The sequence below is a fragment of the Candidatus Alistipes pullistercoris genome, assembly GCF_027665465.1.
Taxonomy (GTDB): Bacteria; Bacteroidota; Bacteroidia; order Bacteroidales; family Rikenellaceae; genus Alistipes_A; species Alistipes_A hominis.
In genome coordinates this window covers 108,493-127,072 of the sequence record NZ_JAQDED010000005.1, presented here as the reverse complement: position 1 = coordinate 127,072, position 18,580 = coordinate 108,493, and the positions used below count along the sequence as shown (strand labels likewise).

Genomic DNA, 18,580 nt, shown 5'->3' with positions numbered 1-18,580 from the left:
CCGCCCGACGCTCCTTTACCGCAGCCGGCGACTCCGGAAATTTATCGAAAAAATCAGCCGATCCGCAGTCTCGGCCGCAACGGTCCGAACGAATTTACCGATAAAGCCGTATCTTTGCCGGACGTTTCGCCGGCGGCGGGAACGTTCCGAACAACGTCCGCCGGAATCGGCCGAACGACTTTAAACCGTATAATCATAAAAAATCCCAGATTCGGGATCAGAGAAACGATGCAAGCAGAAATCATTACCATCGGCGACGAAATTCTGATCGGACAGATCGTCGACACCAACTCGGCATGGATCGGCGAAAAGCTGAACGCGGCCGGAATCAAAATCCACCGGATCACTTCGGTATCCGACCGAGCCGAACCTATCTCCGAAGCCGTCACGCAAGCGTTGTCGCACTCCGATATCGTCATCTGCACCGGCGGTCTCGGCCCGACCAAGGACGACATCACCAAACATACGCTGGCCCGGTTGTTCGGCATGAAACTGGTACGCAACGAAGCCGTCTACGAGCAGGTGCGCGCGATGACTGCCGTACGGCACATCGACTTCAACGAACTGAATCAGGGCCAGGCCCTCGTGCCGGACGGATGCACCGTCCTGCCGAACCGTTGCGGAACGGCTCCGGGCATGTGGTTCGAGCGGGACGGCAAAGTGCTCGTATCGCTGCCGGGCGTCCCGTTCGAAATGAAAACGCTGATCGGCGAGCAAGTGCTGCCGCGGCTGTACGAACATTTCCGATTCGACGCGATCGTACACAAAACGGCGATCACCTACGGACTGGCCGAATCGATCCTCGCCGAAACGATCGCCGACTGGGAAAACGCGCTGCCCGCCTACCTGCACCTGGCCTACCTGCCCAGCGCGATGAATATCCGCCTGCGGCTGTCGGCCTACGACGTAGACGGACAGCAGGCCGCGGCGGAAATCGACCGGCAATTCGCATTGCTGGACCAAGCGATCCCGTACCGGATCATCGGTTACGGCGACGCTACGCTCGAAAGCGCCGTCGGCGAGTTGCTGCGCGGCCGCGGCGAAACGGTCGCCGCCGCCGAATCGTGTACGGGCGGCAACATCGCCCACCGCTTTACGGCGCTGCCCGGAGCGTCGGATTACTTCCGGGGAGGCGTCGTAGCCTATTCGAACGACGTCAAGACGGCCCTGCTCGGCGTGAACGCGGACGACCTGAACCGCTGCGGAGCGGTCAGCCGACCGGTGGCCGAACAGATGGCGGCCGGAGTGCGCAAGGCGACCGGAGCGACTTACGGGATCGCGACGACCGGCATCGCCGGCCCGACCGGAGGAACGCCGGACAAACCGGTCGGCACCGTCTGGATGGCCGTCTCAGGCCCCGATGAGACGTATTCGATCCGGATGGTTTTCGGATCGCTGAGGAGCCAGAACATCGAACGCGCGTCGTCGAACGCGATCAATCTGCTCAGGCTGCGCCTGTGCGGCGCTCCGGGAAACGGACTGTGGACGATCCGGTACTGAAGCCGCCCGTAACCGCTTGTGTATTCGGATTATTTCATTGCTGTTGTAGTACTCACGCGTTGAAAGACGTCGTGATATTGTTTCGGCCTGAAAATCGGGAACTTTCAAAGGAACAGGGCGATAGGCACGGGCTCACGCCGGGAGTATGCCGTATGTGAAACGGCCGTTTTCCTGCGTGAAATCTTTTGTATCCGGGATCGATCTCGACACGGGACGTATCCGTACATTCGTGCATACTTAAAGCGTGAACTGTATGCGCTTATTCGTTCCGGATACCCAGGATCTCAAACCGGATCGGTCATGCAGCCTCACGTCTTCCTATGCACTTCACCGGGAGGCGGGTGAAATAAAATCCGGAACAATGAGCCAACCGATCTTTCCGAAACACGGCCCCTGCGCGACGCCGATCGCCCAGGACAATCAATTCCTGCACGAACAGACATTCGCCCTGCAACAGGAAACCGCCCGGCTCGACCGGGAGATCCGAAAAATCATGCAACGCAACGAAGAACTCGAAAAGAGGCGCAAAACAAATGCCGTTGCAATAAAATAGCCTGCGAAACAGCGAAACACATTTAGAATTCCCTTTGCGGAACGCGTATGCAAAGCGTAGCCGGATATGAAAACGGCGCGGACGAAATATCCGCGCCGTTCGAAATTTCCCGCCGGCGTTTTATTGCTGCGGCCTGTCGAAACGGAAACCGACCTGCTCGCGCGGAAGGTGACTCCCGTCGCGCCCCTGCTGTTGCAGGTCGAGCTGGATACGGTCGTACTGCTGCTCCCATTCCAACAGCATACGGTCGTAGCGGATCGCCGCCACGTCCCAGTGAATCGGACGGTTTTCGCCGCGCCACAGATCGCGGTGAAACAGTTTCAGTTCCTTGGTCATGTCCCTCAGCGATCCGAGGCGGCTGGCGTACGGCATAATCAGGTCGTACAACGCCGTATTGACCGCATATCCCTTGTCGTCGTCGCGGACGAACGCATCGTACAGGTCGGACATCTCGCCGGCCAACAGCGCCTTGTGAAACACGAAATCCATCCGCCGGGCGGCGAACAACAGCGCATCGACCGTCGAACCGTGCAGCGCGACCCGGTCGCGCGCGCGGCTGAACTGCGTATAAGCATCCTCGCACCACAAGCGCATCTCGCGGCACGCCCCCGTATTTTGCAAGTGATTCTGCAACGCCACGCCGGCTTCGGTGAACGGCGAAGTGTAAGCCATCTCGAAGTTGACCGCCCCGACGCGGCCGTGCACGTCGGCCAACTTGCAAATTCCGTCGGCGAACGGATGCCCGTCCGAATTGCGATAGAACGCCCAATCAAACGCATCGCGGTAGCGGTCGAGATCCGACTCGCCGTGCTGCCAGGCGCAGGCAGCGGCGTAAACCACGCCGTACCAACCCATATCGAACAAGTCTTCGCCCATATCGTCCCACGAAGTGTTCAGCATCCCCATCGAGCCGTATTTCTGCCCGTCGCGGACGAAATTACGGATATTCTTCATGTGAGACAGGTAATCCGGGAAAACGCGCCCGCCGTAGAAAGCCGACGGCGCGACGAACGTGGCGAAGTGTTTGTCGGCATACGGCTTCAAGAACGTCTCGTAGCTATCCCGGGGCAGGTAGTCCCACGCGACGGCGATCACGTTCGACGGCAGCAGATCGAGTTTCTCGGGATGTTCGACGGCGATCTCTCCCCAAAACAACAACTTTTTATCCTTCAGCGCGGGCAGTGCGGCCACCTTTTTCAGATGTCCCAGGTAAACGTCGGCGTGCGACGACCCGGCCACCGACTCTTTGCTTTTGCCGCGTCCGAGTTCGAACGTCTCGTCGCAACCGATATGAATGAACTCGGACGTGAACATCGGCACGATCTCGCCCAGGTAGTCGCCGATAAAATCGTACGCCCCCGGTTCGGTCGGACTCAGTATCTGGCTGCCGCGCTTTTCGCCGAGGTCGGCGTAACGCTCCTGCCGCAACACATAGTGCAGGTGCCCGAAGGTCTGTTGCTGCGGGATGATCTCGACATGGTAACGTGCGGCGTAATCGATCAGTTCGGCGATCTCCTCCGGGGTGATCGTGCCGCCGTACGGGTTGATCGCCGGATGCGACTTCGACTGGTATAGGTTTTCGGCGTAGATACTGTATCCGTTGATTTTATATTCTGACAAAATGCGCACCTGCTTTTTGGCGTATTCCAGCGTCGGAATCGGCCCGCGGCTCCAGTCGTCCTGCTGCCAGCGATAACGCATCGCCGGAGCGTCGCGCACGGCGACCGCCCGCACCCGGTATCCGTCGCCGGACGGATAGACCAGTTGGCGTAGCGTCTGCACGCCATAGAACAGGCCGGCGGCCGTATTGGCCGAAACGATCACGCCCTGCCCGTCGGCCAACAGCACATACCCTTCCGGATTAAAATCCGGAGCGAGTTCCAACCCCGCCTGTTTCAAGCGTTCGTCGGCCTGACGGTTCAGCCCCGGACGCGTCAGCATCACGGCCCCCTTAACGCCCGACCGCGACTTTCTTACGACCGTGCGGATATTTTCCAGTTCGTCGGTCAACGTCGCGGCGGCAAAAAAATCTTCCTCGTCGCCGGAACACACCCGGACGGTAAGCCGCTCCCCGGGATCGAAATCGCGCTCCCCGACCCGCACCTCGGCCGGATAAGGTATCAACGGCAGTTTTCCGCCTTCGAACGGGTTGTGTTGCTGCGCGATCGCCCGGCCCGTGCCCAATGCCAACAGCGCCAACAACGGCAAAATGATTCGTTTCATACGTATTTTTTATTTGAATTCGTCACACGAAAATACGCATTTCGGACGACATTCCGTTCCGTCCCGAAAAAATTATTGACCGCCGCCGTCCGAAACGGCGCATCTCCGCATTTCCCGTTATCTTTACGGCTTCGTACGAAACGCCCTGTTTTTTTACCGCCGTATTTTTTTATTCGGAGAATATTTCGTATTTTTGGCGATCCTTTTGGAGTAATGTAAAAAAACGAATTCTATGAAAATTTGTGAAATCACGGGTAAAACGGCTCAGGTTGGCAACAACGTGTCGCACTCGAACAAAAAAACCAAGAGGCGTTTTAATCCGAATCTGAAAACGAAACGCTTCTGGAACGAAGAAGAAGGCCGGTGGATCACCCTTAAAGTGACTGCCGCAGGCATGAAAACCATCAACAAGAAAGGTTTGTCCGCAGCCCTGAAAAGCGCCGCTGCGCCCAAATCGGTCTATTAATTATTAATCGAAGCAGAAAATGGCAAAAAAAGGTAACAGGGTTCAGGTTATCCTTGAGTGCACGGAACAGAAAGAGAGCGGGCTTCCGGGAATGTCAAGGTATATCACGACCAAAAACAAGAAAAACACGCCCGACAGGATGGAGCGTAAAAAGTATAACCCGATCCTGAAACGAGTAACCATCCACCGCGAAATTAAATAAGGTTTGAATCATGGCAAAGAAAGTAGTTGCGACGCTGAAGACCGGAGCCGGTAAAGCGCACACGAAATGTATTAAGATGGTGAAATCCGAAAAGACCGGAGCCTACTCCTTCAAAACCGAAGTAGTGCTGAACGATCAGATCAAAGATTTCTTCGCAAAAAAATAAGCGATTTTCCGTCTTATTACAAAAAGCTTCTTAACTGTAAGGAGCTTTTTGTATTTTTGTAGGGCGCATCCCCCGAGTCTCCCGGGGCCCATGCATATCATCAAATAGCGTACGATTATGGGACTGTTCAATATTTTTTCAAAAAAGGAGCATAAAGAAGACCTCGACAAAGGGCTCGAAAAGACGAAAGAAGGGGTTTTCTCGAAACTGGCGCGGGCCGTGGCCGGCAAGTCGAAGGTCGACGAAGAGGTGCTGGACAACCTCGAAGAGGTGCTGATCACGTCGGATGTCGGCGTCGACACCACCGTACGGATCATCGAACGGATCGAAAAACGGGTCGCCGAAGACAAATACATGAACACCGCGGAACTGAACCGCATCTTGCGCACCGAAATCACGGCCCTGCTCGAAGAGAACAAAAGCGCCGGCGAGGAGAACTTCTCCTACGAGAAACGCAACGGTATGCCGTACGTGGTCATGGTGGTCGGCGTCAACGGGGCCGGCAAAACGACCACGATCGGCAAGTTGGCTTCGAAGCTGAAAAACGACGGTAAAAAAGTCTATATCGGCGCCGCCGACACGTTCCGCGCCGCCGCGATCGACCAGCTGGCCGTCTGGGCCGAACGCGCCGGGGTCACGATGATCCGCCAGGACATGGGTTCCGACCCGGCCTCGGTGGCTTTCGACACGCTGCGTAGCGCCGTAGCGAACGATGCCGACGTCGTACTGATCGACACGGCGGGACGGCTGCACAACAAAATCGGCCTGATGAACGAGTTGACCAAGATCCGCAACGTAATGGCCAAAGTGATTCCCGACGCGCCGCACGAAGTGATGCTGGTGCTCGACGGATCGACGGGCCAGAACGCCTTCGAACAGGCGAAACAATTCACGCAAGCCACGCGCGTCACCGCCCTCGCGATCACCAAACTGGACGGCACGGCCAAAGGCGGCGTAGTGATCGGCATCAGCGACCAGTTCAAAATCCCGGTGCGCTACATCGGCGTCGGCGAAGGGATCGACCAACTGCAGGTATTCGACCGCAGGGAATTCGTCGACAGCCTGTTCGGGGAATAAAAACCGCCCGGCGAAACCCCAGCGGTTTCGTTCGGGCGGGAAATCCGCGCCGCACCGGCGCAGGAAGCCGATTTTAAGGATTTAATTTTCCGAAAGACCCCCGGTCGATCTGGAGCGTGCCGATCCGCGGATCGCCTTTATACCGCACGGTCGCCGCGCCGGACAGGCTGGAAACGCTCAGGTTCTGAACGGCCCATACTCGCAACCCCGCCGCGCCGGAACCTCCCAGCGTAACGTCGTTTGCCTTCAGTCCGACCGCTTCCAAATGCGCGCCGCCCGACCCGGAAGCCTTCAGAGCCCCGGTTTCGCCGAAAGCCGTAATGCGCGCGCCGCCCGACATTCCGATTACGATCTGCTCGCATTTTACGGCCATATCGATATTGGCCCCGCCGCTGGCGTCGATCTTCAGGCTGCCGGCTGTCAAATTCAAATTGGCGCGGGAGCCTCCCGAAAGTCCGAGAGAAACGTCTTCGAACGTCCCCTTGATATCGTAACCGGCGCCTCCGCTGGTCTGCGCGCGCAAACGCCCCCCGGAAAAATTCAGCCCGGTCGCCGACGATGCGCCGCTAAGCCCCATGACAAAATCGGAGCCTTCGAAAACTGACGTCGTCGACAGCCGCGCGGCTCCGGAAAGTTGGAGCCGTTCCAGAGCGGGTATGCTGACGACGGCCCTGACTCCTCCGCGGAAATTGCGGCGCTCTTTTCGATCCAACCGGTCCGTATTCAGCCTCAACACGAGATCCCCGCCGCTGACCTTAACGTCAAGCGCCTCTTCGATCTCTTTCGGACAAAAAATCTCGACCGCACATTTATTCGCCCGTACCAACGTAATATCGAAAACGCTCTCCGCCGAAATTCCGGAGAAACCGGACACCTTCACGCGTTTGGTAACCTCCTGCGCGGTCGCGGTCAACGCACAAACGACGCACAGCACTGAAAACATCATTTTTTTCATAACGCATTTTTTGATTGATGGATAATTCGATCTATTCGTAGGAAATTCATTCGTCCGCATCCGATAACTGGGCCCGTAACTGCCTGACGGCTTTCAGTTTCAAATTGAAATATTTTTTCAAGATACGGGCCTTCTTTTCGTCGCCGAGTTCGTCGGGCAGTTGTTCGTATAACGGAACCGTATCGTTGCTGATGTCGCGGATAATGGTCTTCATTTCGGAGGTATCCTCCCCGCGGCGTTCGCTGACATCGACGATATCGCGGGTCAGCGCCTCCAGACTCCGGTTGTACAGGTCGATCTCGGCCTGCACCGGATTCTCCCGCAAACCGTCCCGGCACAGCATCGCGCCGAAAAACACGACTGCCGCCGCCCCCGCAGCCAATGCCCACCGAACCGCCGGCGAATGCGAACGGCGCCCGATCCGATCGAGCTTTCGCCTGAAACGCGCTTCATGGCCGCCGTTCAGCGGCCCGTCGTCGAACAACCCGCGGTTGTTCCGTACAAAATCATACAGCTTATCCATCACGTTGCAATTTTTCCAAAAGTTTACCTTTCGCACGCGTGTACTGCGACCGGACCGAAGAAGTTTTCAGACCCGTTATTTCGGCGATCTCGGCATAATCGTAGCCTTCGAACAGACACAGGGAGAGAATCAGGCGGCAACCGTCGGGCAGCTCGTTCAATCCGGCTTTTATCCGGGCGACCCGGACGGCCGCTTCACCGGCGGAATCGTCCAGCAGCTCGCTCCACCCGGATTCGTCCCGGCTTTTGTCTTCGGCAGGCAACCGGCCGGATTCGGACAGCTCCGACAGAAACGACGCCCGCTTCCGTCGCCGGCGCAAACGGTCGATCGCTCCCCGGACGCAAGTTTTCACCAGCCAGGCCTCGATCTGGGGCGCCGTCTGAGGACATGAGCGCATCCGCGCGAATTTCAAAAACGCATCCTGCATCGCCTCTTCGGCCTCCATGGCATCCCCCACGATCCGCAGGGCCGTATGGAACAACCGACGCGAATAACGGTCGTAAAGCGTGTCGATATCGCAGGACGTTCCCTTCATTTTCAGTGGCTTTTACTATTAAAACGCACGCGGAACCGAAACGCTGCATTTCAGGAATAAAATAACGAAAAACAATAAACAAAAGCTATTTTTTCTGCGGCTCGAACGACGCGCTTCCGAAAAACCGGAAGCCGGGAAGCGTCGGATCGGCCGCAGAAACCCGATACCATGAAAATAAAAAACATTTGCTTATTTCATTAAATCTATTTAATTTTATAAACCCGCCCTGCTAAAACTCCCGTTATGAAAAAACTGCCAATCTGCCGTTTCGCCAGACTGTTGGCCGCAGGATACCAGGCACAGGCCGGTTCCGGCACGAAAGAGGCTACAACCAAATCGAAGTGGAAGACGGCAACATTCCGGGAAACAAACTCTATTTCAACGTAAATCTGGCGCTCGATCCGCTTCGGAAGAAAATGAAATGATGCAAGGAGAAACCGCCCCCCCAGAGCATTAACCTTCCGGATAAAAACGCACCCGAACCGTCCCCGCAAAAAAATATGCCGCCCGTCTGCCGGGCGGCATATCCTCATACCGGAAGCGATCAGTCGGATTATCCGGCGACAGGGCTCGCATAGACCCGGCCGGCCAGTTCCTTGTCCAGCATAAAGGTTCCCACCTTGTCGTCGCCGACCAGCTTCAGCGCATCGATAATGCCCTGCACGTTCTCCTCTTCCTCGATTTGCTCGTCAACGAACCAAACCAACCGGTTCGCCGAAGCGAAATCCTTTTCGGCGGCAGCCAGCTCGCACAGCGCATTGATCCGGGCGGTCACGCTTTTTTCGTGTTTCAGCGTATCTTCGAAAGCGGCCAGCGGAGAATCCCAGGCGGAAGGCACTTCGGCAATCGGCGCCAGAGCGACCTTTCCGCCGCGTGCGAGGACATGATCCATCAGCATCCGGGCATGATCCTGTTCCTCGCGGAACTGGATCGAAAACCAGTTGGCCATTCCCTTGAGTCCTTTCCGGGCGAAATCGCAGGACATCGACAAATACAAGTATGCGGACCAGAATTCCGCATTAATCTGGGCGTTGATCGCCTCTTCCATTTTTTTACTCAGCATAATCTATCGTTTTAAATGTCCGTAAACATTCGGTCAATTTCATGTCGACATGCAAATATAGTGCGGATTTTCCTATTTTTGCAAGCAAATACGCACTATGAAACGTAAAATCAACGTCATAACGCTCGGTTGTTCGAAAAACCTCGTCGATTCGGAACACCTGATGGCGCAATTGCAACGCAACGGTTTCGAAATCGTCCACGACTCGAACGAAACGGACGCCAGGATCGTCGTAATCAACACCTGCGGATTCATCGGCGACGCCAAAGAGGAGTCCGTCAACACGATCCTCGCATTCGCCGACGCGAAGACCAAAGGCTGTATCGACCACCTGTTCGTCATGGGCTGCCTGGCCGAACGCTACCGGGAAGAACTGCGGGAAGAGATCCCCGAAGTGGACGAATACTTCGGCGTCAACGACCTGCGCGACATCGTGAAAACCGTCGGCGGACGCTACCGCGACGAACTGACCGGGGAGCGGCACCTGACCACGCCGGGCCATTACGCCTACCTGAAAATCTCGGAAGGATGCAACTGGGGATGCGGTTATTGCGCGATCCCGCTGATCCGCGGACGTCACGTCTCGGTGCCGATGGAAGAGCTGCTTCGCGAAGCGGAGATGCTGGCCGCGCGGGGCGTCCGGGAACTGATCGTCATCGCGCAGGATACGACCTACTACGGCCTCGACCTGTACGGCGAGCGGCGGCTCGGCGAGTTGCTCCGCAGGCTGTGCCGCATCGACGGGCTCGAATGGGTACGCCTACACTACGCCTACCCGGCGCAGTTCCCGACGGACGTGATCGACGCGCTGCGCGACGAACCGAAAATGTGCAAATACCTCGACATCCCGTTTCAGCACATCAGCGACCCGCAACTGAAAAGTATGCGCCGCGGGCTGAACAAGGCGCAGACCTACGAACTGATCGGCGAACTGCGCCGCCGGATTCCCGGCATCGCGCTGCGGACGACGCTGCTGACCGGCTATCCGGGCGAAAGCGAAGCGGATTTCGACGAACTGCTGGAATTTGTCGAACGGGTGCGGTTCGAACGGCTCGGAGTCTTCCCGTACTCGGAAGAAGAGGGCACCTATTCGGCCATGCGGCTGCGCGACGACGTACCGGACAAGGTGAAACAGCGGCGGGCCGACGCGATTATGGAACTGCAAAACCGCATTTCGGCCGAAAACAACCGCCGGCGGATCGGCACGCGAGAGCGGATCATCATCGACCGGCGCGAGGGAGAGTTCCTCGTCGGACGTTCGCAATACGACTCGCCGGAAGTCGATACCGAAATCCTGATCGAAACCGACGAGAATCCGTCGCCGGGAACCTTCCTGGACGTAAAAATAACGGAAGCAGGAGATTACGACCTTTACGGAAAATTCGTATAGGGAAGCGCGGAAAATAGATTTTGCATTTTGACAAAAAATAACTACTTTTGAGTGGACGAATCAATTTTGTCTGCAGAAATGGATGACAACAAGGCGATTATCGATTCACTGAAGAAAAAGGTTTCTCGGATCATCGAGGACAACCGGCGACTTCGCAGCGAAGTGCGTGAATTGACCGCCGAACGAGACACGGTCATCCTCGAAAAAAGAGCGGCCGAAACGGAAATACGGCAGCTCGGCAGACGAATCGAAACGCTCGAAACGGCGGCCGGTCTGATGGGAAACCGCGGCGACAGCCGGATAGCAAGGCTCAGAGTCAACAAACTATTGCGGGAAATTGACAAATGCCTTGCATTGATGAACAAGTAGCGAAGACGTTATATTGATGGCAGGAACGCGCAGGATATCGGTGAAGTTGGCGGGTAAAGAATACCCGATGACGATCCGGCAGGCCGAGGAGGAAAAGTACCGGCGTGCGGCACAAGATATCAATGCCCTGATCTCGGTTTACAAAACCCGGTTCGCCGCCGAACCGGAAGATTATCTGGCCATGGCCGCTTTGCAGGTGGCCGTCGACAAGGTCGGGCTGGAAATGAACCGGGAGATGACGGAAGAGGCACAGCGTTTGCAGAAAATCGAACGAGAGATCGACGACTACCTGAACAATATTTGAAACGTAAACGACGTCTTAATAACAGACAACAGGTTCTTGGACATATAAGTTAAGGAATAAAAACCCGCATGGATTCCTTTTAAGCTTTGCGAAACTCAACACTATTTACATTGGGGTCAAGCTCAGTATTTCAAAAACAGGCCTTAACCTTCCCCCCGGAAGGTTCTTCATCCGAAGACGTTGGACGTTTGCGATAAACGGCAGCCCCATACATGACGAGATTGGAGATTCGTCAAACAAGGAAAGAGGAATTTGTGCGGGTCTTTTTTATACCCAAACGTACATTTTGTTTAACATATAAATACATTTAACTAACACCTATGAGCATTGTAATTATAGCAATAATTGCCGTCATCTGTTCCGCCGCAGGCTGCTATGCAGGCTATTCGATCACATCGAAAATCGTCCGGAACAAGAAGGCCGCGATTCTGAAAGAGGCCGAATCGGCCGGCGAGATGATCAAAAAGGAGAAGATTCTCCAGGCCAAGGAAAAATTCATCCAGCTCAAAAGCGAACACGACCGGGCCGTCAACGAGCGCAACCAAAAGCTCTCCCAGAGCGAACAGCGCGCCAAACAACTGGAAAACAACCTGACCCAGCAGCAGGACGAGCTGAACAAGAAAATCCGCGAACAGGATTCCGTACGCGAGCGTCTGCAGGCTCAGATCGAGAGCGTCGAACGCAAGAAGGAAGACCTCGACCGCAAAATCAAGGAACAAAACACCCGTCTCGAACAGATCAGCGGCCTCAGTAGCGACGAAGCCAAGAACATCCTGATCGAAAACATGAAAGAGGAGGCCAAGACCGAAGCGATGACCTATGTCAACGAAGTGATGGAAGAGGCCAAGATGAGCGCCAACAAGGAAGCGAAAAAGATCGTCGTACAGACGATCCAGCGCGTCGCTACCGAAGCGGCCATCGAAAACTCGGTCACGGTGTTCAACATCGAGAGCGACGAAGTGAAAGGCCGGATCATCGGCCGCGAAGGACGGAACATCCGGGCCCTGGAAGCCGCTACCGGCATCGAGATCATCGTCGACGACACGCCGGAAGCGATCATCCTGTCGGGCTTCGATCCGGTACGCCGTGAAATCGCGCGTCTGGCGCTGCACCAACTGGTAACGGACGGCCGCATCCATCCGGCACGCATCGAAGAAGTCGTTGCCAAAGTACAGAAACAGATCGAAGAAGAGATCGTCGAAGCCGGCAAGCGCACCACGATCGACCTGGGCATCCACGGGCTCCATCCCGAACTGATCCGCCTGATCGGTAAGATGAAATACCGTTCGTCTTACGGACAAAACCTGCTGCAACACTCGCGCGAAGTGGCCAATCTGTGCGGCATCATGGCCTCGGAACTGGGACTGAACGCCAAGATGGCCCGTCGCGCCGGCCTGCTGCACGATATCGGCAAGGTGCCCGACGACGAACCGGAATTGCCGCACGCAATCATCGGCATGAAACTGGCTGAGAAATTCAAGGAAAAACCGGAAGTGATCAACGCCATCGGGGCGCACCACGACGAAATGGAGATGAACAACCTGATCTCACCGATCGTACAGGTCTGCGACGCGATCTCCGGAGCCCGTCCGGGAGCCCGCCGCGAAGTGGTCGAATCGTACATCAAGCGGCTGAAGGAGATGGAAGACATGGCCCTCGCCTATCCCGGCGTCATGAAGACCTACGCGATTCAGGCCGGCCGCGAACTGCGCGTGATCGTCGGCAGCGAGAAGATCACCGACCAGGAGGCCGACAGCCTGTCGCACGACATCGCCAAGAAGATCCAGGACGAAATGACCTATCCGGGCCAGGTGAAGATCACCGTGATCCGCGAAACCCGCTCGGTCAGCTACGCGAAATAAGGACAACCGGAACCGGAGGAATCCGGATTCATAAAAAGACGACGCCCGGAACTGCAGTTCCGGGCGTCGTCTTTTTATGAATAACACATAAGAGACTGCCAAACAGCATCTTATTTTTAAATCGCCGCATTAAAATACGGACATAAACCATTGAAGCACATCAATCCGGCACGTCTCAGTAAATCCACTTATAGAATAATAAAACAGGATTACTGTTCTCCGAGACTTTTAAAGATAATTCATCCAGCAAAGCGGAATCGCAACCTTTTCTCCGACCTATCTTTTTATCAGCCTCGATATTCACCGGACTGAAATATGAAATCAGATAACCGGAATTGTCGAAATCCAGATACGGTACGGGCCTCAATAAAACGCCATTCTTATCCCTGGCGCTGTTACCGGTGTACAATATCTCTCCTTGTTCGTTGGCAATCAGCACATACGGTCGGAAATCATAAGTATATTCGGCTAAATAACCGTTCGGAAATTTATAGAACGCTACCGGAACTTCTGGTTTTTCACCGCCTAAACCTTTCTGGTAGTTCGAAATCGGGTAATTCTCATCATCCGCCCTCGGTCGTTCGACACCCAAATCAAACACAAGACAGGGCGTTATCCGACCGGAGGTATCGGATACCTGGTAAATAGTATCGTTATGCTGAGCGCTCATATAAATTTGCTCTCCATACCGGTAAAAAAACGACTTCCCTTTATCGTATTGCGTCGACAATCCGAACATTTGCTTATTGAACGGAACAGCAGATATCCGTGTTTTGCCGAAACTGTCGATACATCTGTAATTAAAATAGTCTTCCTTTTGCAAAAAGGTGCTCGAACCATTTCCCATATTAAAAGCGATCAGGCCATCACCCAAAAGTTTGAACGCCTTTGCATGTGGGATCATTTCCTTAACAGAAACGGCTTTATCGTCCATGTCATACGTCAATAACTTTCCCGCATTCTTGTCATACACATGACATACCCAGTCCTTTTCCCTACCGATCTCCATGTCCGTCATTTGCAAATATTCGTTAGGACCGCGCCCCTGGCGATCCCAACAATGCACCAGCCTACCAGTCGAATCGAAAACGTAAGCTTTATTCTCACTCGCAACACCTATATGTCCGTCCAGAAGTTGCAACTTCTTTATTTTTCCAATCAGGACTTCTTGTTGCGGATCCAAAATGACATAATGCGAAAATTCCAATATACTGTCTATCAGTTTACCGTCATCATTCCGACCGACGTCAACAGTTATCGTCAACAAATCGGTAGGGTAATCCGGTCGGGATGCCGAACTTACGCAACCGGAAAACACAACGGAAAATGCGATTGCAACAAACGAGGTTCGTTTCATAAACGGAGACTCTTTAAAAAGTTACCATCATATTTATCTAAAATTATTTTCATTTCATATGATCACAAGAGCAAGCCAGATCGCCCTCCCCAGAACAACTCCTCGAATGGACTTTCACAACCAAACTGTCACTATTAACCACGTCTTCATATACGCAACTAACCTCGGCATATCCAGATGACGTTTCATCCCGGGCTAAAGCTTCTACATTTTCAGTCATCACATCAGATACTGCTGTTTGATGTAATTTCTTACTAATTCCAGAGAAAACCACCAAAGAAAAAGCACCAATAAAGAAAGTCGATTTTTTCATCTTTAATATTCTTTTAACAAAACGTTAATTTATAAACACTGTATTTATTTTTCATGACTACAAGTACAAGCCTTATCTCCTTCTCCCTCACACATTATCGCATGCGACTGGACAACATCTCCATTTGAATCAGTAACTTCTTCATAATAACAAGAAACCTCTGCAAACCCAGACGAAGTTTCGTCTCGAGCAAGAGCCTCCACATTTTCAGAGATCAAATCAGAAACCGCCGTTTGATATGAATTGACTTCCCAGGAAGTCCCAAAACGAGAGCCCCTCCAATTAAAAAAATTGTTTTTTCATCCTTCGTGTTTTTTAATGAATAAAAAATATTTATTTATCAAACTATAAATATAAACCTTAGCTTTATTTCTTTTGCGTATTGTCAAATATGACTAGACAATACCCCATTCAAGTCTATAACCTAAAGAAACATCAGCAAATCCTAATATAATTTCACTCCGAGAGTAACTCGCATATTTCCAAATTTACATGCAAAGGGGATCGCTCAACGTGATTTTTTTTGATTTCTGAAAGGATGCAAAATATACCAACATAATACAACTTTCTTCATACTATATAGATTTAAATAAAATAAATTTCACATTAAAACACTCCATATATTTGAGCAATATATACTTTTTTTTTGCGTTATTCCAAATACAAAACAGCATAAAATGAAATAATTATACGGCACAAAGCACATAATCGTCATTTTAAATCATTTTTCTGTATCATCTCTTAAACTTACAAACAAAGAATTTATCGCTTCTTTCATGAGATTTCCCGTATAAAGAATTGCCCGGAAGCGTCTGCTTCCGGGCAATTCCTATATCCGATCTCGGATTCCCTACGACAGCGGAGTCACCGAAACGTAAGATCTGTCTTTTTCTTTCTTGCGGAAAGAAACCACTCCGTCAACGAGGGCATAAAGCGTATGGTCTTTGCCAATGCCTACGTTTTCACCCGGATTGTGTACGGTGCCGCGCTGGCGAACCAGAATATTGCCCGCTTTGGCAACCTGTCCTCCGAAAAGTTTTACGCCCAAGCGTTTGCTTTCGGATTCCCGACCGTTCTTGGAGCTACCGACTCCTTTCTTGTGTGCCATCTCTGTTCTGAGGTTTTAAACGTTAAGCTTTAATTTCATCGATCTGAATCTGGGTCAGGTATTGACGGTGACCGTTCTTTACCCGATAGCCCTTCCTTCTCCGCTTCTTGAAGACGATCACTTTGTCGTCTTTCAGGTGCTTGAGAATCGTTGCATTCACTGCGGCCCCTTCTACTACAGGTGTGCCGACGTTAACCTGACCGTCATTGTCTGTTAGCAGGACTTTGTCGAAGCTCATCGAGGAACCTTCATCCCCCTGAAGACGGTGAACATAGAGCTTCCGACCTTTCTCAACTTTAAACTGTTGACCTGCGATTTCTACGATTGCGTACATTTAGTCACAAATTAGATTTGCATAAATCGGAGAGCAAAGATAGCGATGTTTTTCGAATAAAACAAAATCCCCGCGCTTTTTCACCGACGACGGGCGGAATTTCGCCGGACGGAAAGCGCGGAACATTCCGTTTCCGGCGCGCATCTATTGGTAAAAAACACGGAATCATTGTTTTTGAAGGGATAAAAAAGTCTTTTCGGGATACAAAAACCGCATTTTATTTCGTTAACGCAAATGAACGGACATTCTCCACTACCGGAATAAGTTACGGAACGTTCCTTTTGCGGCTGTCCGGACGGCTCCGCGGAGAAAGCCCCTGAAAAATTTGAGTAAATCGGAATAAAAACGTACCTTAGACAAAATTTTAAAGACAGATTACCGGACTTATGTATATCGTCAACACCTCTTTCATGGTCGATCCGGCGATCCACGACCGCTGGCTGGAATCTTTGCGCAAACACTACCTCCCGCTGCTCGCGGCACAGGGATTCGATAAAATCACTTTTACCCGCGTATTGCCGGCGACCGCCGAGGAGCATTTCACCTATTCGCTGCAGGTGGACGTCGGCGACATGCCCCGGTACAAGCGACTGGTCGGGGAACTGTTCGAGGAGTATGCCGCAACGGCCCGGGATTTGTTCGGGGACAAACTGATGTGGTTCAATTCCCTGCTGAAAAAAGTGGAATATTAACAAAACGGATATGTACAAAAAAATAGCAGGACTGGTACTGGCGGCCGCGTTGCTTTGCGAATCGCTGGCCGCGCAGTACAGTACGAAAATCGACGTATTGAAGGGAGAACAGTGGTGGGGTGTATTCGTCGGGGGCGAACAGGCGATGCCGCTCAGCGAGCCTTTTCCGCAAACGGACCTTTCCACCTGGGTGAAAAGCAACGTCGCTCCGCTGCTGATTTCGAGCCGGGGACGCTACATCTGGAGCAAATCGCCCTTTAAGATCGAATATACCGGAACCGAATTCCGGATCGAATCGCCGATCGAAGAGGTCGAAGCCGTCACCGGGGGTAAAACCCTGCGGGAAGCCTACCTGGTCTGCTGCCATAAGAATTTTCCGCCGGCAGAAAACGCGCCGACTCCGGCGGCGGAGTTCTTCACGGCCCCGGTGTACGACATGAGCGCGGAAATTCCGTTCTCGGCTACGGCCGACGACATCCGGCAGTATGCACAGAACATTCTCGCCGCAGGCTATCCGGCCGGAACGCTGGTCGTTCCCGGCGGGTGGCAATCGACGATCGGCAGTTTCACGCCGAACATCGAAATGTACGGCGATTTTGCAGCCCTCGTCCGCGAATTGCACGACAAAGGATTCCGGCTCATGCTGACCGTCACGCCATTCGTCAGCGGAGACGGGCCTATTTACCGCGCTTTCCGCAACAGCGGAGCATTCGTCAAACTGTCCGACGGACGCACGGCAATGGCCGAATGGATCGGCGGATACAGCGCTTTTTACGACATCACGCGGGAGACCGTGTACGAAATGCTTCGCCGGCAATTGGGCGTGCTGCACGACAGCCTCGGGGTCGACGGCTTCCTGTTCGACTGCGACGGAGCGCTGCCTTACGCGCGCTTCGCAAATGCCGGGGCCGCCGAATTTCTGAAAAAATGGAGCGAACTGGGCAACGATTTCCACTCCAGCCAATATACGATCAGCCGGGGCGACGGCTTCGCGCCCTATATCCACGATTTACAAACGAAACGTCCGCTGGAATGGGGGCTCTTACAGGAGATGGTATCCAATATCCTTACGGCCAACCTGCTGGGATACCCGTACAGCACGGTGAGCGCCGATCCGGCCCTGACGTCGGACTCCGTCGCACGGGACCCGAAAGTGCTGCTGCGTTACGTGCAGCTCTCGTCGGTATTGCCGGTCGCCGCGCTCGACATCGCCCCGTGGCGGATCACCGATCCGGCGGTCGCCGCGCAGTGCAAGGCGGCGTTTACCGCCCGCGAGAGAATCGGCGAATATTACCGACAGTTGATTCAGGAGAGCGCCCGCACGGCCGAACCCATCGTACGCCACATGGAATACGAATTTCCGCGTAACGGATTCACCGACTGCAACGACCAGTTCATGATCGGGTCGAAATACCTCGTGGCCCCGCTGCTCGGCGAGTCCGACAGCCGGACGGTACGATTCCCGCGCGGAGTGTGGATCAGCCGCAAAGGGGAACGCTTCAAAGGGCCGCTGGTAACCACCGTAACCGTCGCCGACGGAGAAATTCCGATCTTCGAATCCTCCAAATAATATGCGAACCTAATCTGA

General features: G+C 53.6%; 23 protein-coding genes. 13 read left to right on the top strand and 10 right to left on the bottom strand.

Going from position 1 to position 18,580, the window contains the following annotated elements; genetic code table 11:
* Positions 1-228 precede the first annotated feature (228 nt).
* Positions 229-1,500, top strand: a complete 1,272-nt coding sequence (locus PGR91_RS08725; RefSeq protein ID WP_101572737.1) for a competence/damage-inducible protein A — start codon at positions 229-231, stop codon at positions 1,498-1,500.
* Positions 1,501-1,861: 361 nt separating this feature from the next.
* Positions 1,862-2,053: a hypothetical protein gene (locus tag PGR91_RS08720; RefSeq protein ID WP_101572511.1), complete on the top strand. Its 192-nt coding sequence runs from the start codon at positions 1,862-1,864 to the stop codon at positions 2,051-2,053.
* Positions 2,054-2,173: 120 nt separating this feature from the next.
* Here the strand turns inward: PGR91_RS08720 and PGR91_RS08715 are convergent, their stop codons facing one another.
* Complete coding sequence (locus PGR91_RS08715) at positions 2,174-4,276, bottom strand: beta-N-acetylhexosaminidase (protein ID WP_118655822.1); 2,103 nt, start codon at positions 4,274-4,276, stop codon at positions 2,174-2,176.
* A gap of 232 nt (positions 4,277-4,508) precedes the next feature.
* Between PGR91_RS08715 and rpmB the strand changes: the two genes are divergently transcribed.
* The 4 genes from rpmB to ftsY all read left to right on the top strand — a co-directional run bounded on the left by rpmB (position 4,509) and on the right by ftsY (position 6,187).
* Positions 4,509-4,742, top strand: a complete 234-nt coding sequence (gene rpmB / locus PGR91_RS08710; RefSeq protein ID WP_055204692.1) for a 50S ribosomal protein L28 — start codon at positions 4,509-4,511, stop codon at positions 4,740-4,742.
* A gap of 19 nt (positions 4,743-4,761) precedes the next feature.
* On the top strand, positions 4,762-4,944 hold the full coding sequence (gene rpmG / locus PGR91_RS08705; protein WP_019245673.1) for a 50S ribosomal protein L33: 183 nt from the start codon (positions 4,762-4,764) through the stop codon (positions 4,942-4,944).
* A 10-nt stretch (positions 4,945-4,954) separates the two neighbouring features.
* Positions 4,955-5,110 (top strand): DUF4295 domain-containing protein, encoded by a 156-nt coding sequence (locus tag PGR91_RS08700; RefSeq protein WP_081032587.1) that lies wholly within the window; start codon positions 4,955-4,957, stop codon positions 5,108-5,110.
* Between the two features lie 117 nt (positions 5,111-5,227).
* Positions 5,228-6,187, top strand: coding sequence for a signal recognition particle-docking protein FtsY (ftsY, locus tag PGR91_RS08695; protein WP_055204690.1), 960 nt, complete (start codon positions 5,228-5,230; stop codon positions 6,185-6,187).
* Positions 6,188-6,260: 73 nt separating this feature from the next.
* On the opposite strand, the gene PGR91_RS08690 is transcribed toward ftsY, so the two are convergent.
* Genes PGR91_RS08690 through PGR91_RS08680 form a run of 3 tightly spaced genes read right to left on the bottom strand, consistent with a single transcriptional unit; the run spans position 6,261 to position 8,200 of the window.
* On the bottom strand, positions 6,261-7,142 hold the full coding sequence (locus PGR91_RS08690) for a GIN domain-containing protein (protein WP_172970786.1): 882 nt from the start codon (positions 7,140-7,142) through the stop codon (positions 6,261-6,263).
* A gap of 46 nt (positions 7,143-7,188) precedes the next feature.
* Positions 7,189-7,665 carry a hypothetical protein gene (locus PGR91_RS08685; protein WP_118655818.1) on the bottom strand — a complete coding sequence of 159 codons (477 nt, stop codon included), beginning with the start codon at positions 7,663-7,665 and terminating at the stop codon, positions 7,189-7,191.
* Positions 7,658-8,200: an RNA polymerase sigma factor gene (locus tag PGR91_RS08680; RefSeq protein WP_118655816.1), complete on the bottom strand. Its 543-nt coding sequence runs from the start codon at positions 8,198-8,200 to the stop codon at positions 7,658-7,660. The genes PGR91_RS08685 and PGR91_RS08680 overlap by 8 nt, the downstream gene beginning before the upstream one ends.
* A gap of 243 nt (positions 8,201-8,443) precedes the next feature.
* On the opposite strand from PGR91_RS08680, the gene PGR91_RS08675 reads away from it, so the two are divergent.
* Positions 8,444-8,587, top strand: coding sequence for a hypothetical protein (locus tag PGR91_RS08675; RefSeq protein ID WP_153498173.1), 144 nt, complete (start codon positions 8,444-8,446; stop codon positions 8,585-8,587).
* Between the two features lie 166 nt (positions 8,588-8,753).
* Here the strand turns inward: PGR91_RS08675 and PGR91_RS08670 are convergent, their stop codons facing one another.
* Positions 8,754-9,263, bottom strand: coding sequence for a ferritin (locus tag PGR91_RS08670; RefSeq protein ID WP_118655814.1), 510 nt, complete (start codon positions 9,261-9,263; stop codon positions 8,754-8,756).
* Positions 9,264-9,360: 97 nt separating this feature from the next.
* Between PGR91_RS08670 and rimO the strand changes: the two genes are divergently transcribed.
* The 4 genes from rimO to rny all read left to right on the top strand — a co-directional run bounded on the left by rimO (position 9,361) and on the right by rny (position 13,188).
* Positions 9,361-10,653, top strand: coding sequence for a 30S ribosomal protein S12 methylthiotransferase RimO (gene rimO, locus PGR91_RS08665; protein WP_118655812.1), 1,293 nt, complete (start codon positions 9,361-9,363; stop codon positions 10,651-10,653).
* A 78-nt stretch (positions 10,654-10,731) separates the two neighbouring features.
* Positions 10,732-11,022, top strand: coding sequence for a hypothetical protein (locus tag PGR91_RS08660; RefSeq protein ID WP_055204679.1), 291 nt, complete (start codon positions 10,732-10,734; stop codon positions 11,020-11,022).
* A gap of 16 nt (positions 11,023-11,038) precedes the next feature.
* Positions 11,039-11,326, top strand: coding sequence for a cell division protein ZapA (locus PGR91_RS08655; RefSeq protein WP_081032585.1), 288 nt, complete (start codon positions 11,039-11,041; stop codon positions 11,324-11,326).
* A 320-nt stretch (positions 11,327-11,646) separates the two neighbouring features.
* Positions 11,647-13,188, top strand: a complete 1,542-nt coding sequence (gene rny, locus PGR91_RS08650; protein WP_101572498.1) for a ribonuclease Y — start codon at positions 11,647-11,649, stop codon at positions 13,186-13,188.
* 175 nt (positions 13,189-13,363) lie between these two features.
* On the opposite strand, the gene PGR91_RS08645 is transcribed toward rny, so the two are convergent.
* The 5 genes from PGR91_RS08645 to rplU form a co-directional block, all read right to left on the bottom strand.
* On the bottom strand, positions 13,364-14,545 hold the full coding sequence (locus PGR91_RS08645; RefSeq protein ID WP_101572496.1) for a 6-bladed beta-propeller: 1,182 nt from the start codon (positions 14,543-14,545) through the stop codon (positions 13,364-13,366).
* Between the two features lie 49 nt (positions 14,546-14,594).
* Positions 14,595-14,858 carry a hypothetical protein gene (locus PGR91_RS08640; protein WP_118457851.1) on the bottom strand — a complete coding sequence of 88 codons (264 nt, stop codon included), beginning with the start codon at positions 14,856-14,858 and terminating at the stop codon, positions 14,595-14,597.
* 44 nt (positions 14,859-14,902) lie between these two features.
* On the bottom strand, positions 14,903-15,076 hold the full coding sequence (locus tag PGR91_RS13600) for a hypothetical protein (protein WP_373419258.1): 174 nt from the start codon (positions 15,074-15,076) through the stop codon (positions 14,903-14,905).
* A 632-nt stretch (positions 15,077-15,708) separates the two neighbouring features.
* Positions 15,709-15,966 carry a 50S ribosomal protein L27 gene (gene rpmA, locus PGR91_RS08635; RefSeq protein WP_055204673.1) on the bottom strand — a complete coding sequence of 86 codons (258 nt, stop codon included), beginning with the start codon at positions 15,964-15,966 and terminating at the stop codon, positions 15,709-15,711.
* Positions 15,967-15,988: 22 nt separating this feature from the next.
* Complete coding sequence (gene rplU, locus PGR91_RS08630) at positions 15,989-16,300, bottom strand: 50S ribosomal protein L21 (RefSeq protein ID WP_055204671.1); 312 nt, start codon at positions 16,298-16,300, stop codon at positions 15,989-15,991.
* A 386-nt stretch (positions 16,301-16,686) separates the two neighbouring features.
* Between rplU and PGR91_RS08625 the strand changes: the two genes are divergently transcribed.
* Positions 16,687-16,992, top strand: a complete 306-nt coding sequence (locus PGR91_RS08625) for a DUF4286 family protein (protein WP_055204669.1) — start codon at positions 16,687-16,689, stop codon at positions 16,990-16,992.
* A 10-nt stretch (positions 16,993-17,002) separates the two neighbouring features.
* Positions 17,003-18,562, top strand: coding sequence for a TIM-barrel domain-containing protein (locus PGR91_RS08620; protein WP_118655810.1), 1,560 nt, complete (start codon positions 17,003-17,005; stop codon positions 18,560-18,562).
* Positions 18,563-18,580 lie beyond the last annotated feature (18 nt).

What these genes read in the sequence shown, in the direction of transcription:
- PGR91_RS08675 (WP_153498173.1), top strand. Translation starts at nt 8,444, where the DNA reads ATGAAAAAACTGCCAATCTGCCGTTTCGCCAGACTGTTGGCCGCAGGA.
- rplU (WP_055204671.1), bottom strand. Translation starts at nt 16,300, where the DNA reads ATGTACGCAATCGTAGAAATCGCAGGTCAACAGTTTAAAGTTGAGAAA.
- PGR91_RS08645 (WP_101572496.1), bottom strand. Translation starts at nt 14,545, where the DNA reads ATGAAACGAACCTCGTTTGTTGCAATCGCATTTTCCGTTGTGTTTTCC.
- PGR91_RS08680 (WP_118655816.1), bottom strand. Translation starts at nt 8,200, where the DNA reads ATGAAGGGAACGTCCTGCGATATCGACACGCTTTACGACCGTTATTCG.
- rny (WP_101572498.1), top strand. Translation starts at nt 11,647, where the DNA reads ATGAGCATTGTAATTATAGCAATAATTGCCGTCATCTGTTCCGCCGCA.
- PGR91_RS08700 (WP_081032587.1), top strand. Translation starts at nt 4,955, where the DNA reads ATGGCAAAGAAAGTAGTTGCGACGCTGAAGACCGGAGCCGGTAAAGCG.
- rpmG (WP_019245673.1), top strand. Translation starts at nt 4,762, where the DNA reads ATGGCAAAAAAAGGTAACAGGGTTCAGGTTATCCTTGAGTGCACGGAA.
- PGR91_RS08620 (WP_118655810.1), top strand. Translation starts at nt 17,003, where the DNA reads ATGTACAAAAAAATAGCAGGACTGGTACTGGCGGCCGCGTTGCTTTGC.
- rpmA (WP_055204673.1), bottom strand. Translation starts at nt 15,966, where the DNA reads ATGGCACACAAGAAAGGAGTCGGTAGCTCCAAGAACGGTCGGGAATCC.
- rimO (WP_118655812.1), top strand. Translation starts at nt 9,361, where the DNA reads ATGAAACGTAAAATCAACGTCATAACGCTCGGTTGTTCGAAAAACCTC.
- PGR91_RS08625 (WP_055204669.1), top strand. Translation starts at nt 16,687, where the DNA reads ATGTATATCGTCAACACCTCTTTCATGGTCGATCCGGCGATCCACGAC.
- PGR91_RS08660 (WP_055204679.1), top strand. Translation starts at nt 10,732, where the DNA reads ATGGATGACAACAAGGCGATTATCGATTCACTGAAGAAAAAGGTTTCT.
- PGR91_RS08690 (WP_172970786.1), bottom strand. Translation starts at nt 7,142, where the DNA reads ATGAAAAAAATGATGTTTTCAGTGCTGTGCGTCGTTTGTGCGTTGACC.
- ftsY (WP_055204690.1), top strand. Translation starts at nt 5,228, where the DNA reads ATGGGACTGTTCAATATTTTTTCAAAAAAGGAGCATAAAGAAGACCTC.
- rpmB (WP_055204692.1), top strand. Translation starts at nt 4,509, where the DNA reads ATGAAAATTTGTGAAATCACGGGTAAAACGGCTCAGGTTGGCAACAAC.
- PGR91_RS08670 (WP_118655814.1), bottom strand. Translation starts at nt 9,263, where the DNA reads ATGCTGAGTAAAAAAATGGAAGAGGCGATCAACGCCCAGATTAATGCG.
- PGR91_RS08715 (WP_118655822.1), bottom strand. Translation starts at nt 4,276, where the DNA reads ATGAAACGAATCATTTTGCCGTTGTTGGCGCTGTTGGCATTGGGCACG.
- PGR91_RS08640 (WP_118457851.1), bottom strand. Translation starts at nt 14,858, where the DNA reads ATGAAAAAATCGACTTTCTTTATTGGTGCTTTTTCTTTGGTGGTTTTC.
- PGR91_RS08685 (WP_118655818.1), bottom strand. Translation starts at nt 7,665, where the DNA reads ATGGATAAGCTGTATGATTTTGTACGGAACAACCGCGGGTTGTTCGAC.
- PGR91_RS08655 (WP_081032585.1), top strand. Translation starts at nt 11,039, where the DNA reads ATGGCAGGAACGCGCAGGATATCGGTGAAGTTGGCGGGTAAAGAATAC.
- PGR91_RS08725 (WP_101572737.1), top strand. Translation starts at nt 229, where the DNA reads ATGCAAGCAGAAATCATTACCATCGGCGACGAAATTCTGATCGGACAG.
- PGR91_RS08720 (WP_101572511.1), top strand. Translation starts at nt 1,862, where the DNA reads ATGAGCCAACCGATCTTTCCGAAACACGGCCCCTGCGCGACGCCGATC.